General features: G+C 52.5%; 15 protein-coding genes, 1 pseudogene and 1 other annotated feature. Of the genes and pseudogenes, 1 reads left to right on the top strand and 15 read right to left on the bottom strand.

Going from position 1 to position 12,794, the window contains the following annotated elements; genetic code table 11:
* Positions 1-56 precede the first annotated feature (56 nt).
* The 6 genes and pseudogenes from NST23_RS09235 to NST23_RS09210 all read right to left on the bottom strand — a co-directional run.
* A pseudogene (locus NST23_RS09235) lies at positions 57-110 on the bottom strand (LysM peptidoglycan-binding domain-containing protein); the annotation flags it as partial.
* A 149-nt stretch (positions 111-259) separates the two neighbouring features.
* On the bottom strand, positions 260-1,135 hold the full coding sequence (pheA, locus tag NST23_RS09230; RefSeq protein ID WP_173597468.1) for a prephenate dehydratase: 876 nt from the start codon (positions 1,133-1,135) through the stop codon (positions 260-262).
* 23 nt (positions 1,136-1,158) lie between these two features.
* Positions 1,159-2,088, bottom strand: coding sequence for a homoserine kinase (gene thrB, locus NST23_RS09225; protein ID WP_173598623.1), 930 nt, complete (start codon positions 2,086-2,088; stop codon positions 1,159-1,161).
* Positions 2,085-3,167 (bottom strand): threonine synthase, encoded by a 1,083-nt coding sequence (thrC, locus tag NST23_RS09220; RefSeq protein ID WP_122964217.1) that lies wholly within the window; start codon positions 3,165-3,167, stop codon positions 2,085-2,087. Before thrC ends, thrB begins: the two co-directional genes overlap by 4 nt.
* A complete protein-coding gene (locus NST23_RS09215; RefSeq protein ID WP_122964218.1) occupies positions 3,167-4,468 on the bottom strand; it encodes a homoserine dehydrogenase in 1,302 nt (433 codons plus the stop codon). Before NST23_RS09215 ends, thrC begins: the two co-directional genes overlap by 1 nt.
* Positions 4,469-4,492: 24 nt before the next feature.
* Complete coding sequence (locus NST23_RS09210) at positions 4,493-4,936, bottom strand: ACT domain-containing protein (RefSeq protein ID WP_122964219.1); 444 nt, start codon at positions 4,934-4,936, stop codon at positions 4,493-4,495.
* 187 nt (positions 4,937-5,123) lie between these two features.
* On the opposite strand from NST23_RS09210, the gene NST23_RS09205 reads away from it, so the two are divergent.
* A complete protein-coding gene (locus tag NST23_RS09205) occupies positions 5,124-5,276 on the top strand; it encodes a hypothetical protein (RefSeq protein ID WP_167470286.1) in 153 nt (50 codons plus the stop codon).
* Positions 5,277-5,438: 162 nt separating this feature from the next.
* Here the strand turns inward: NST23_RS09205 and NST23_RS09200 are convergent, their stop codons facing one another.
* From NST23_RS09200 to NST23_RS09160, 9 genes are all read right to left on the bottom strand, one after another.
* Positions 5,439-6,617, bottom strand: a complete 1,179-nt coding sequence (locus tag NST23_RS09200) for an NAD(P)/FAD-dependent oxidoreductase (RefSeq protein ID WP_173597470.1) — start codon at positions 6,615-6,617, stop codon at positions 5,439-5,441.
* Between the two features lie 39 nt (positions 6,618-6,656).
* Positions 6,657-7,106, bottom strand: a complete 450-nt coding sequence (locus tag NST23_RS09195; protein ID WP_122964221.1) for a DUF1641 domain-containing protein — start codon at positions 7,104-7,106, stop codon at positions 6,657-6,659.
* A 290-nt stretch (positions 7,107-7,396) separates the two neighbouring features.
* Positions 7,397-8,062 carry a PilZ domain-containing protein gene (locus NST23_RS09190; RefSeq protein WP_122964222.1) on the bottom strand — a complete coding sequence of 222 codons (666 nt, stop codon included), beginning with the start codon at positions 8,060-8,062 and terminating at the stop codon, positions 7,397-7,399.
* Positions 8,063-8,070: 8 nt separating this feature from the next.
* Positions 8,071-9,348 carry a GTPase ObgE gene (gene obgE / locus NST23_RS09185; protein WP_122964223.1) on the bottom strand — a complete coding sequence of 426 codons (1,278 nt, stop codon included), beginning with the start codon at positions 9,346-9,348 and terminating at the stop codon, positions 8,071-8,073.
* Positions 9,349-9,361: 13 nt separating this feature from the next.
* On the bottom strand, positions 9,362-9,946 hold the full coding sequence (locus tag NST23_RS09180) for a Spo0B C-terminal domain-containing protein (protein ID WP_340963564.1): 585 nt from the start codon (positions 9,944-9,946) through the stop codon (positions 9,362-9,364).
* Positions 9,947-10,127: 181 nt separating this feature from the next.
* Positions 10,128-10,421 carry a 50S ribosomal protein L27 gene (gene rpmA / locus NST23_RS09175; protein ID WP_063230242.1) on the bottom strand — a complete coding sequence of 98 codons (294 nt, stop codon included), beginning with the start codon at positions 10,419-10,421 and terminating at the stop codon, positions 10,128-10,130.
* Positions 10,422-10,428: 7 nt separating this feature from the next.
* Positions 10,429-10,779: a ribosomal-processing cysteine protease Prp gene (locus NST23_RS09170; RefSeq protein WP_122964225.1), complete on the bottom strand. Its 351-nt coding sequence runs from the start codon at positions 10,777-10,779 to the stop codon at positions 10,429-10,431.
* A gap of 15 nt (positions 10,780-10,794) precedes the next feature.
* Positions 10,795-11,106: a 50S ribosomal protein L21 gene (rplU, locus tag NST23_RS09165; protein ID WP_173597471.1), complete on the bottom strand. Its 312-nt coding sequence runs from the start codon at positions 11,104-11,106 to the stop codon at positions 10,795-10,797.
* Between the two features lie 10 nt (positions 11,107-11,116).
* Positions 11,117-11,195 (bottom strand) — a sequence feature (ribosomal protein L21 leader region).
* A 52-nt stretch (positions 11,196-11,247) separates the two neighbouring features.
* On the bottom strand, positions 11,248-12,738 hold the full coding sequence (locus NST23_RS09160) for an Rne/Rng family ribonuclease (RefSeq protein ID WP_340963563.1): 1,491 nt from the start codon (positions 12,736-12,738) through the stop codon (positions 11,248-11,250).
* Positions 12,739-12,794 lie beyond the last annotated feature (56 nt).

Raw genomic sequence — 12,794 nt, 5'->3', positions numbered from 1 at the left:
GGAATTTTGATTCTTGCTCCTGGATAGAGCGTGTCGGGAGTTTTGACCTGGCTGTTTAAGCGAAGCAGTTCCTTGTAATCGACGCCATATCTTTTGGCGATCTTCCACATGCTGTCGCCCTTTTGTACGATGTGAATCCTCAATGTTTCTCCTCCCTTGCGTAAAAACTCCCTACCATGGTATGCACCCATGGGCTTTTTGCTCCTTGGCGGCCTTCGCTTTTACGCTTGCAGGGGAGAAAAAAGAAAGAAGCCAATTTTTACAAATTGGCTTCCAGCTTGGCTCCTTGCATATAAAACGGATACGTTCCCAGCTGACGCACCTGACAACCGATAGCTTCAATCTCGGCAAAAGCGCCCGGCAAGAGGACATCGTCCATTTTTTGCTCGATATCGATGACAAAATAGTAGCTTCCCAACGCTTTTTTCGTCGGCCGGGACTCAATCCGCGACAGGTTGACCTTTCTCCAGGCAAACGCGGCCAACACTTGATACAGCGCACCAGGGAAATCTTCCGGCAGCGTGACAAGTATCGTCGTTTTCTCGCGTGAGGACGCCTGCAACTCCAACGGCTCCGTGCCGACCAGCACAAAACGCGTGTAGTTATTCGAATAATCTTGAATTTGTTCGCGGGCGAACTCCAGCGGGTAAATCTCCACATTCAGCTTCGTGCCAACAGCAGCCCACGGCTCCTCGGGATGCTCGCTCACCGTTTTTGCAGCCAGTGCCGTGCTGTTCATGTACTCGATCTTGGCGTGCGGCAAGTTTTCCCGCAAGAAATTGTGGCTCTGGGCAATCGCTTGCGGGTGCGACAACACTTTTGTGATCGCAGACAAAGGCAAGGCTTGCTCTCTTTTGGCTACCAGCAAGTTTTGCGTAATCGGCAGCGCCAGCTCAGCCAGGATCGGCAAATCGACCTCGTGAATGAGCCAGTCCAAAGTCGAATTGACGGTACCCTCGATGGAATTTTCCATCGGCACGACCCCGAATGCCACTTCCTTGTTGGAAACAGCATCCAGCACATCGATGATGCTCGGATACGGAACGAGCGAGAGCGGCTGGCGTTGCGTCAAAGTCCGCGCCGCCTCTTCTGTGAATGTTCCGCGTGGTCCGAGAAAAGCAAGTTTCTTCTCCATGGCGTTCTCCTATCCACTATGCTCTATCTCTGATGGATTTCTACTTGTACGCCATTTTCGTCCGGCTGCAAAATCATTACACGGTAGGCAATGCCGTGTCCTTTCATCACTCTGTCCACGAATGCGCGCAGTTGCCCCTCCTCTTCCGCGGAAGAAAAGAAGCACAGGATGGTTGGTCCCGCGCCGCTCAAGGCAGCGCCTACGGCACCGTGCTCAGTCGCTTTGTCCAGGATTTCGTTCAAGCCAGGTACAAGTTTAGCGCGGTACGGCTGATGCAGCCGATCTGACATGGCCCGTCCCATCAGGTCTAGTCTGCCTTGTGCCAAAGCGGCAACAAGCAAACTGCTATGTCCCACATTATATACAACATCTTCTTTGCTGTACACCTGTGGCAGGACGTTCCGCGCTTTTGTCGTCTCCAGCATGAAATCCGGGATCACGACGAGTGTCTGCAATCCGGCGGGAGGGGAAAAGCGAACGTAAGGAACAGGTTCTTCGATCGTCTCTGGCATAGTCGCCACGATGATCCCGCCAAACAGAGAGGCTCCGACGTTGTCTGGATGTCCTTCCAGTGCTGTGGCGCGGGCGAAAAGCTGCTCGCGGCTAAATGGCTCGCCAGCGAGTTGATTGGCCGCCACCAATGCCCCGACAATCGCAGCCGCACTGCTCCCCAGCCCGCGGGTCAGGGGAGCTTCACTCGATGCGCGTATGGCAAGCTCCGGCACGGCAAGCCCTGCTTCCTGAAACAGACTCGCTGCTACTTGATACAACAAGTTGCTTTTGTCCGCAGGTGTGCCTTCCAGCTCTTTGCCAACCAGCTCGACGGTGGTCCGGTCACTGATTTCCATTTCTACTACGGAATACAATTGAAATGCCATTCCCAAAGCATCAAAGCCTGGCCCCAGATTGGCTGTGCTTGCGGGAATCGTTACTTTTACACGCTGACTGCTCATGAGACGACTTCTCTCCCGCTCTGGCGAACCAGCTCCATGACGGCTTCATGTGTCGCAGGCACTGAGCGTGGCTCTTCTCCAACGAGCTTCAGGGCGATGTTTGGATCTTTCAAGCCGTTTCCTGTCAAAACGCACGCAACCTTGACACCTTGCGGCAGTTTGTTTGCTCGATGCAACTTGATGATTCCGGCCAGGGAGGCAGCAGAAGCCGGTTCGCAGAAAACGCCCTCTTCTTTGGCCAGCAGCTGGTATGCCTGCAAAATTTCATCGTCTGTCACGCTGTCAACAAGACCGTTCGATTCAGAAATCGCATGTAAAGCGCCGTCCTTGCTCGCAGGGTTTCCGATGCGGATCGCAGTCGCGATTGTTTCCGGATTGGGTACAGGCTGTCCGAGCACCAGCGGAGCGGCCCCCGCCGCCTGGAAGCCGTACATGTGCGGCAAACGGCTTGATTTGCCTGCTTCCTTATACTCCTTGAAGCCTTTCCAGTAGGCGGTGATGTTTCCGGCATTTCCTACGGGAATCGCCAAAATGTCCGGTGCATCGGCCAGAGCGTCGCACACTTCGAACGCTGCTGTCTTTTGTCCTTCGATCCGGTAAGGGTTGACGGAGTTCACCAGCGTAATCGGCTCTTTCGCCGTAATGTCGCGCACGATATTCAGCGCTTCGTCAAAGTTGCCGTCGATAGCGATAACCTCGGCACCGTATGCGATCGCTTGCGCCAGCTTGCCCAGCGCGATGTTGCCGCTCGGGATCAGGACGATGCAACGCAGACCGGAACGCGCTGCATACGCCGCTGCTGCCGCAGACGTATTTCCGGTGGAAGCGCACATGATCGTTTTGCTGCCTTCCTCCACTGCTTTGGCAACAGCCATGACCATGCCTCTGTCTTTGAACGAGCCTGTCGGATTCAGTCCTTCATATTTTACATACAGCTCGACTCCCAGCTTCTTGGACAAGTTCGCTGCATGGATCAGCGGAGTGTTTCCTTCGTGCAGGCTGACCAGCGGTGTCTTGTCCGTAACCGGAAGAAACTCCCGGTAGCGCGCAATAATGCCAGATTGACGATCAAAACTCATTACTTGTCTCCCCCTTCTACACGGTAGCAGCTCTCCACTTTGGAGATGATGTCCATTTGTTCCATATAGGCGATGACCCCATCCATGTCGCTCTTGGACGATTGGTGCGTCACCATGATGATCTCCGCTTCGCCGCCATTGTTGTACGGCTGCTGAATGACTTGCTCCAGCGAAATGTTTTTGTCCGCCAGCAACTGGGTAATCTTTGCCAAAACGCCGCGTTTGTCCGCCACCACGATTCGCAGGAAATATTTGGACAGCTTTTGGCTGTCGTCTTTAAGCACTTTTTCCTTGTACGGCGCAACCATCCCGCGTCCGTTTACGCCCAGCTTTCGGTTTTTCACAACCGTGACCAGATCGGACACGACTGCGGTTGCGGTCGGAAGCTCGCCTGCGCCCGGGCCGTAAAACATCGTCTCGCCTACGGCTTCCCCGTGTACGTACACCGCATTGAACACGCCGTTGACAGAAGCAAGCGGATGCGATTTCGGCACCATCGTCGGCTGCACGCTTACCTCGATCGCTTCCTCGTCGCGGCGGGCCAGACCCAACAGCTTGATTTCATAGCCCAACTGCTTGCCGTATGCGATGTCTTGCTTGCTTACTGCACTGATTCCTTTGACGTCCACATCTTCCAGCTTCATCGGCACGCGGAAACCGAGTGTGGCGAGAATCGCCATCTTGCGGGCTGCGTCAAAACCTTCGACATCGGAGGTAGGATTCGCTTCCGCGTAGCCCAGCGCTTGCGCTTCTTTGAGGACGTCGCTGTAGTCTGCGCCCTCTTGGCTCATTTTGGTCAAAATATAGTTGGTCGTCCCGTTGACGATCCCCATCATTTTCGTAATGCGATCGGAGGAAAAGCCTTCCACCAAAGCGCGCAAAATCGGAATCCCGCCCGCTACGCTCGCTTCATAAAACACGTCACAGCCTTTTTCTTGCGCCTTGTTCAAGATTTCAGCCCCATGCAAGGCCATCAAATCTTTGTTGGCAGTGACTACGTGCTTGCCGCGCTCCAGCGCCTGGAGGATGTATTCTTTGGCCGGGTGGATGCCGCCAATTACCTCGACGATTACCTCGATGTCCGGATCATCCAGAAGCTCGGCAGGCTCTGTCGTCAGCAAATTTTCCATGGCGGCGATATTGCGCGACTTCTCGGCATCCTGCACGAGAATCTTCGTGATCTCAATCCCCAGTCCGGTCTGCTTTTGCAAATCGTCCTGATGAGCAGAAATGATGCGGACAACCCCAGTCCCGACTGTTCCAAACCCCATTAACCCCAGCTTGATGCTTTGCTTCTCCATTGTTTCTCTCCTCCTACCCTTCTTTTACCCTCTACCGACGATCATCGCTTTGCGAACGCCGGGGATTTCTTGCAAGCTTTCCAGAAATTCCGTGCTGGATACGCGCAGATTGGCCATATCGACAGACATGGAAATATTGGCAATCCCTTGCAGCGGAATCGTCTGATTGATCGTCAGGACGTTCCCGCCTTGTTCTGCAACATACGTGAGCACCTTCGACAAATAACCGGACATGTGCTCCAGCGAAAACGTGATCGTCATGATCTTTTCGCTCATCATGGCATTGAAGGGAAATATCCCGTCCTTGTATTTGTAAAATGCACTCCGGCTCAGTCCCACTCGATCTACTGCCTCATTCACGGTGTCCACTTCGCCGGATTCCAGCATCTTTTTCGCTTCGATCGTCTTGACGATTGATTCTGGTAAGATGTCAGATCGTATCAAGTAGAACTTCTCTTCCCGTTTCACGTGTTGTGTCCTCCTGAGAAAAACAGTTGTTTCTTCATAGAGGACATTATAACGGATAGTACTCGCTGTGACAATCCTTCATCGCCAACTTTTTTCATGGAACCATATTCGGTTCACCTGGGTTACATGGCTATGTCGATCTTCGTACACACTAAAAGCGGCAAGAAAAAGAGGAGGTGAAGCACGAATGGCAGGACGCGGAAAGTCAGACAAATCGGAGCGCCGCAACAATCATCCGGCTGGAAAACCGAGCAGCCTGGAGCAGTTCGGTTCTGATCTTCGGGGCAAAAAAATGGCGCAATCGCCTAACATCATCGAGGACCCGAGCGGCAATAAATAGCCGTCAACGGCCAAGCTTTTTCAGCAAACGGCCACAGGCGTATGGTCAGGCGCAAGCAGGCACATTTCCCTTGCTAAAAGCGAGCGAGCTGTTTTGTAAAGAAAAAACCCCGGGATTTGTGTATCCCGGGGTTTGACGCTTGTTCGTATGGTTGTTTTTGGTTTAGTACGCGAGCGAAGACAAGCCGTTGATGTGAGTCAGGTAGCGCACGTTGCTCGCTTCCTTCATCAGCGTAGCTGGCAAGCCTTTCAGCTTCAGCTGGCTTGCACCGATGGTTCCGATGGCATCTTTGCGGCCCAAGCTTCCGAGAGTACCGGAGAAGACTGGCTTGAACGTGTCCATTTTGGAGCCGTTGAAGTGAGCGAACAGGTTGTAGCCAACCACTTCACCCATTTGCCATGCCAATTGAGCAGTTGGCGGGTATGGACGGCCTTCTGGCCCCATAACCACTGCACTGTCTCCCGCGAGGAATACTTCCGGGTGAGAAGTGGATTGCAGGAACTCAGTCACAGTTGCGCGGCCGCGGTTTACTTCGATGCCGCACTCAGCCACTACGCGATTTCCTTGAACGCCACCAGTCCAAACCATTGTTTTGGTTTCGATGGTGTTGCCGTCTTTCAGGCAAACGGTTGTTTCTTTCATTTCGGTTACAGGAACGCCAGTCAGGAACTGAACGCCACGTTTTTCCAGGCTGGTTTTTGCACGCTCTACCAGGTCAGGAGCAAAACCCGCGAGGATCGATGGTCCTGCCTCTACGCAATAGATGGACAGGTCTGCAAAATCTACGCCGTACTTGCGGCAAAGATCAGGCAGCATGTCAGCAAATTCGCCAACCAGCTCGATTCCGGTCAGGCCGCCGCCACCGACCACAAAAGTCGCATCGGCTTTGTTTTTGCTCTTGCTGTATTCCACTACGCGCTCTTCGAGGTGCGCGCGCAGACGGTTCGCTTCCTCTACGGATTTCAGTGTAAAGCTGTACTCTTGCAAGCCAGGGATACCGAAGAATGCGGTTTCGCTGCCCAGAGCAACTACGAGTGCATCGTATTTGATGCTCTCGCCGCTCGTCAAAGTGACGCGTTGCGATTCCAGACCGATTTTTTCAACAGTGTCGATCACCAGGTTGATGTCTTTTCCACGCAGCAGTCTTTCCAATGGCAGTGCCACGTTTTGTTCAGACAGGTTGCCTACTGCCAAACGGTGCAGCTCCGTGATGATTTGGTGCGTAGGGAAACGGTTCACAACCGTGATCGTCGCCTCTTCCGCCGTCATGTATTTGCGTGCAGTCAAAGCGGACAGCAAACCGCCGTAGCCGCCGCCCAGAATGAGAATATGCTTCGCCATGCCTAATCCTCCGTCCTTGTCTCTCGTAGGTTATCGTAATTAGCGTTTTTGTTGTTGGCGCTCAGCCAAAACTTCGAGGAATGCTTGTGCAAAACGCAATGTTTTTTGCACTTGCGGATCTTTCAGCATTTTGAGCATGCCAAACAAGCCAACGGTCGTTTCCTCAGTATGCGCGCGGTCGTTTGCTTCAATAGCCGCTTGCGCGATGCCTTTTGCCTTGTCGGAAATCGGTTTGACGAACTCTTCCATACCGCCCTTGATGTCGTCGATGAGTACATGATCGTTAGCTACGGTGTTTACCAGGTCGTACGTTTTGGTGAGGATAGTTGTCATCTCGGCCAGTTTTGGCAAGTTTGCCACCAATACATTCAGGGATTCTTGAATTTCTGGTTTCATCAACTGATCGAGTACATCCATTTGTTGCTCAGGTGCCAGAGTAGCTGTGCTTGCTACTTCTGCTTGAGCTTGTTGCGTGGTTGTTTGAGACATGGAAAAACGTCCTCCTTTGCTTTGGAATAGAGGCCTTCATTCTCGATGCCTGTTCATACGAGTTACGGCCGCTATTCTCCCAAAATACCGAAAAGCACGTGTGCTTGTAATATTTTTCACAAAGCGAATGATACAGCTACGTCGAATGATCAAAAGTGCATGATTTCACAAAGTGATATTCAGGAAAAAGCACAGAACAAATCCATCAGGTGAACAGGCTCGATTTAGAACTCTATGTACTCTACTATATACCTTCTTCGCGGGAACAGCAAAGGAAAAAAACCGCTTCCTTAGGAAGAAGCGGCAGTTGAGAGCTTTTTATAGTAATCTTTGATGACTTGGTGATGTTTTTCATTGATATCCGTAAAAATTAACTCGATTACTGTCTGCTTGTCTTCGAAGGTCTTTTCCACGATTTTTGCCATCATGACGATTTCTTGCCCAGTCGAAGGAACCGTGAAAGAAAGGTGGAGAAACTCCCCTTTGGCCACATAACCTTCTGTTGCGAGTATCAGTCGTGTAGGGGAAAATTTCAGCAGCACAGCCTCCCCTTTTTCCTCGATCGGTCTTGCGCCCATCACCTTGTACGGGACGCGAATGTCAATCCCGGGCGGAATGGGTTCCTGCTTGCGGCCTGTGGCAATCTCGACGCCGACGCTGACCGGAACCATCGCCAACAGCTTGATAGGCCATATCGTTTCTTCCGAAATCACTTCCAGATCAATCGTGTTAATCGCCGCATCCGATTCCCACCGAACACGCACCGTTGATCCGAGCAGCTCGGCCTTTGCATCGGCCTTCATCTCAAGAGAAACGACGAGATAACTACTTTTGACATGCTCAACCATTACTTGAATGGGCGATTTGACCTGTCTAGAGATCATCATCGGCAATGAAGCACCGCGTTGGAGGCGTTTGTCCGCCATAAAAGGGGTGAGGGATGGGATATCAATCATTCTATTTGTCACTCCACAAAGTCAAACTCTAATTTGCCAATCCGAACGGTATCCCCGTCTCTTGCACCGTGTTTGCGCAATGCCTCGTCCACACCCATGCTGCGCATCTGTCTCGCGAAGCGCTGAGCTGCGTCATAGCTGTTGAGGTTCGTCATGCGCACCAGCTTCTCGATTTTTTCCCCGCTGATCACGAATACTTCGTTGTCGCGAGTGATTTCAAACGGCTCCGGCTCTTTCTCCGCACGGAACATCACGCGCTCTTCCACTTCTTGTACTTCTTCGACTGTCGGCTTGTCCGGAATTGTGGACAATGTCTCGCCTACTGCGTACATCAGTTCCTTGACACCTTGCTGGGTCGCTGCCGAGATTTCGAAAACTTGAACACCTGGCACTTTTTCTTTGAAGCGCTGCAAATTTTCGGCCGCTTCCGGCACGTCCATCTTGTTGGCAGCAACGATTTGCGGACGATCTTCGAGCTTCAGGTTGTACAGCTTCAGCTCGCGGTTGATCTGCAAATAGTCTTCGTACGGATCGCGTCCATCCACTCCCGCCATGTCAATGACATGGACAATCAGACGAGTGCGCTCTACGTGGCGCAGGAATTGATGACCAAGCCCTACACCTTCGTGCGCTCCCTCAATCAGCCCTGGCAAGTCAGCCATGACGAAGCTCTGTTCGCCCAAATCCACGACACCGAGATTCGGAGTCAATGTAGTAAAGTGATAGGCAGCAATTTTTGGCTTCGCTGCGGTCACACTGGAGAGCAGCGTAGACTTCCCTACGCTCGGATAACCAACCAGACCGACGTCGGCAATCAGCTTCAGCTCCATGACGATGTAGCGCTCTTGGCCAGGCTCGCCGTTCTCGGAAATATGCGGCGCCGGATTCGACGAATTGGCAAAACGGATATTACCCCGTCCACCGCGTCCGCCTTTGGCGATCACAGCACGCTGACCATGCTCGATCAGATCGGCGATGACTTCTTTTGTATCGTCATCGATCACAGTCGTTCCCGGCGGTACGCGAACAACCATATCCTCCGCGCCTGCTCCGTGCTGCGACTTGTTGCGGCCGTGCTCGCCGCGTGTCGCCTTGAAGTGTCTTTGGTAGCGGAAGTCTACGAGCGTGCGCAGTCCTTCGTCCACCTCGAATATGACATCTCCGCCTTTTCCACCATCGCCACCTGCTGGCCCGCCCAGTGGCACGTACTTCTCTCTGCGGAAAGAAACGGCTCCGTTACCGCCGTCTCCACCTTTGACATAAACTTTTACCTGATCGACAAACATGGTGCCACCTCTTTCATTGCGCGAATGGAACCAGCAAATCCAGGACCCATTCGTCTTCCGTATGTATCCACTCGGTGACCTCCACCGTACTTTGCTCGCTATTCCGTATCAGCTTTTCCAATTTTTCCATTCCGGATGCATTCAGCTCTCCGGCCAGGTCAAAACGAAAATGAACGCCTCGTTGATCCGCCTGCAAGCTTACTTGCATACTGGCTGGTTCGTAGCCGCTTTGGTCTACATGATCGTTCACTGTGCATAATATCTCTGACACCAACTGAAACAAGTGCTGCTCGCCTAATGCTATTCGCGTGAGATCCACGTCATTGCACACGTCTACTTCCAAAAGCATTTCCTTGTTCAGCGCATTGAATGTCAAGAAGAAGACGGACAACAGGGAGTTGTTCAAACGGGCGACCATCGATTCCTGCATCGCCATCTGCGCGATGCGCTTCAAATGCGCCTCTCCCTGCTCAGTACGGTTCATATGCAAATAGACGAGCAGAACCTGAACGTGGTTCAACCAGTCATGCCGCTGCCGGTTCAGTACGGCCAACAGCTGGTCTGTCTGATGCGTAAGCAGTCTCCGCTCGTCCCCCATCACATTCACCCAAGTCGATAAGAATTTCTTTCTTAACTATTGTACCATAAAAGGGGGCCAGACAATGAGAAAACTTGGCTGCGCCCAACTATTTTGACACAAGTCTTATTCCCAAAATCCGCCTACCCGAAACCAAAAAGAAAACCCAGCACCGATGCTGGGTTTTCTTTTGGAAAAATATTTACGCTTCGGAAGCAACTGGCTCGATCACAACTTGTTTGCGATCGCGGCCCAGACGCTTGAAACGAACAACACCATCTGCAGTTGCAAACAGAGTGTCGTCTCCGCCTTTCATTACGTTCGTACCTGGGTAGATCTTCGTTCCGCGTTGGCGAACGAGGATGTTTCCGGCAGTAACGAATTGACCGTCACCACGTTTCACGCCCAGACGTTTGGAAATGGAATCGCGTCCGTTTTTAGTGGAACCTACCCCTTTTTTCGATGCGAAAAACTGAAGGTCCAAATTAAACAGCATGTTCATATCAGACACCTCCCTGCCATTTATGGTCATTCACTTTTACGTATTTCCCGTACTGCGCTTCTACCGATAACAGAGCGATCACCATGCTCTCAGCCAAAAGCTGCTGCTTTTCTAGTATGTCCGCCGCTTCTTGCGAAGCCAGCGTCCATTTTAGAAAGCCGCCGCCTTCTTGGGCGACTGATACTTGCGGTGTCAGTCCTGTCAACGGCTGCACGCTGTTTAATATACCAAAGCTGATGCCTGACACGGCAGAACAAACGATGTCCGCCCCATAGGCACCCGCATTGGCATGTCCGGAAATACAAATTTCATGGATACCGTGCTGCGCACGGCTCACGATCACTTCAATCATATCAGGTCACCAAAATTAAGCGTTGATCTTTTCGATCACAACTTTGGTGAACGGTTGACGGTGACCTTGTTTGCGACGGTAGTTTTTCTTGGCTTTGTATTTGTACACGATAATTTTTGCAGCTTTACCGTGTTTTTCTACTTTACCAGTTACCGTTGCACCAGCTACTGTAGGAGCTCCTGCAGTAACTTTGCCGTCTTTGCTTACGAAGAGAACTTTGTCAAAAGTAACAGATTCTCCTTCGTTGCCAGCCAATTTCTCGATGAAGAGAACGGAACCCTCTTCAACTTTGTATTGCTTTCCACCGGTTTCGATAATTGCGTACACTGTGTGCACCTCCTATACTCAGACTCGCCTCTACAGGTGCGCCGTCTGGCGGCGACTTATGTACCCGATTCGTGCGGTTACAGTATGCACGGGGCATAGCTGCATGACAACCATTAGGTTATCATAGCTGCAATTGCCCAGTCAAGTTATTTTCCATTGTTTTTCGTACAGACGCTTTGCTTCTGCCGTATTTCCCGCATATGCAATCCGGTACTCGTCCGGAGCGAGCCGCGGCTCCTCACGCTTGAAGACGCGTAGCGGCCAGCTTTTTTCATCCCCTGTCGTCTCCAACTGCTCAACGAGTTGGAACAATCTGCCGGAAAGCTCCACCACAGCTGCCTCCACTTGCTGCGAACGGGCCAATCCTGCAAGTTCGTTTTGCAACCGCCGGATGCTCTCATCCCCGCGCAAAATTCGCCCGCGCCCATCACACACCGCGCACGTTTCCATCAGCCGCTCAGAGAGACTCGCTCTCACCCGCTTGCGCGTCAATTCGACCAGTCCAAGCGCTGTCATGCCATGGACTGTAGAAGGTGTCGCATCGCGGGCAAGCTCTCTTTTCAGCGTCGACAGCACGCGTTCTTTGTTGGCAGACTCTTTCATATCGATAAAATCGATGACGACGATCCCGCCAATGTCGCGCAATCTGAGCTGTCTGGCTATTTCTTTGGCCGCCTCCACGTTGGTTGCCGTGACTGCCTGCTCCCTTTGCTGGCCGCCCGCTCCGGTAAAAGAGCCGGTATTGACATCGATCACGGTCATGGCTTCTGTCTTGTCAAACACCAGATGTCCGCCGTTTGCCAGCGGCACCTGACGCCTGAACGCCTGTTCCAGCTTGGCCTCCAAGCGCAGCGCGTCAAACAGTGGCTCTTTGCCTGTATGCTTGCGCAGCAAACTTTCCGCATCGGCAGAAAAGACTGTCAGCATGTCTTTGATTTGCCGATACGTGGCAGCATCCTCCACGATCACCTCATCAAGCCCTTCCGCCAAAGCTTCGCGCAATATCGCTTCGATTCCATCGAGATCGTGACCGACCCGACCCGGCGTCTTTTTCGCCTCCGCTTGCTGGCAGACGCCTTCCCAGCGCTTGCGCAAATAGGCCAGTTCGTTTGCCAGCTGCTGTCCGTCCATGCCAGCCGCTTCCGTCCGCACAATGACGCCTTCCCCTTCAACGAGCAGCGGCGCGATGGTTTCTTCCAGTCGTGCCCGTTCTTCCGGCTGGCTGATTTTTCGCGATATAGATATCCCCGCTTCTTGTGGCAGATACACGAGGTAACGTCCCTGGAGACTGACTTTCAACGAGATTTTCGGAGCCTTCCATTCAGAGGCTTCTTTTGTCACCTGGCAAATAACCGCTTGACCAACTTGCACCCGCTCGGAAATGTTCGGCTTCCCTTTTCCCGCCGTTCCTTTGTTCAGCGTATCATCTACGTACAAATACGCGTTTTGTCCACAGCCGATGTCGACAAAGGCAGACTGGATGCCCGGTTTTACGTCCGCGATCCGCCCGTAGTAAATCTCCCCGGCGCTGACAAGCCCGCCCGTCTCCTGCGTCCGCCATTCGATCAGCTGTCCGTCTGCCAAATACGCGATCTGCACGCCGCTTCTGCCGCTGATAGCCAATTGTCTCATTACGCTCACTCTCCGCACTTCCGTCCTTTTTCCGGCACCCAGGCAGGATTGCCGGA

The organism is Brevibacillus sp. FSL K6-0770, from assembly GCF_038000275.1.
GTDB lineage: Bacteria > Bacillota > Bacilli > Brevibacillales > Brevibacillaceae > Brevibacillus > Brevibacillus parabrevis.
This window is presented reverse-complemented; position numbering and strand designations above follow the sequence as displayed.

What these genes read in the sequence shown, in the direction of transcription:
- NST23_RS09205 (WP_167470286.1), top strand. Translation starts at nt 5,124, where the DNA reads ATGGCAGGACGCGGAAAGTCAGACAAATCGGAGCGCCGCAACAATCAT.
- pheA (WP_173597468.1), bottom strand. Translation starts at nt 1,135, where the DNA reads ATGGAGAAGAAACTTGCTTTTCTCGGACCACGCGGAACATTCACAGAA.
- thrB (WP_173598623.1), bottom strand. Translation starts at nt 2,088, where the DNA reads ATGAGCAGTCAGCGTGTAAAAGTAACGATTCCCGCAAGCACAGCCAAT.
- NST23_RS09195 (WP_122964221.1), bottom strand. Translation starts at nt 7,106, where the DNA reads ATGTCTCAAACAACCACGCAACAAGCTCAAGCAGAAGTAGCAAGCACA.
- rpmA (WP_063230242.1), bottom strand. Translation starts at nt 10,421, where the DNA reads ATGCTGTTTAATTTGGACCTTCAGTTTTTCGCATCGAAAAAAGGGGTA.
- NST23_RS09180 (WP_340963564.1), bottom strand. Translation starts at nt 9,946, where the DNA reads ATGGGGGACGAGCGGAGACTGCTTACGCATCAGACAGACCAGCTGTTG.
- obgE (WP_122964223.1), bottom strand. Translation starts at nt 9,348, where the DNA reads ATGTTTGTCGATCAGGTAAAAGTTTATGTCAAAGGTGGAGACGGCGGT.
- NST23_RS09200 (WP_173597470.1), bottom strand. Translation starts at nt 6,617, where the DNA reads ATGGCGAAGCATATTCTCATTCTGGGCGGCGGCTACGGCGGTTTGCTG.
- NST23_RS09170 (WP_122964225.1), bottom strand. Translation starts at nt 10,779, where the DNA reads ATGATTGAAGTGATCGTGAGCCGTGCGCAGCACGGTATCCATGAAATT.
- NST23_RS09215 (WP_122964218.1), bottom strand. Translation starts at nt 4,468, where the DNA reads ATGGAGAAGCAAAGCATCAAGCTGGGGTTAATGGGGTTTGGAACAGTC.
- NST23_RS09160 (WP_340963563.1), bottom strand. Translation starts at nt 12,738, where the DNA reads ATGAGACAATTGGCTATCAGCGGCAGAAGCGGCGTGCAGATCGCGTAT.
- NST23_RS09190 (WP_122964222.1), bottom strand. Translation starts at nt 8,062, where the DNA reads ATGATTGATATCCCATCCCTCACCCCTTTTATGGCGGACAAACGCCTC.
- thrC (WP_122964217.1), bottom strand. Translation starts at nt 3,167, where the DNA reads ATGAGTTTTGATCGTCAATCTGGCATTATTGCGCGCTACCGGGAGTTT.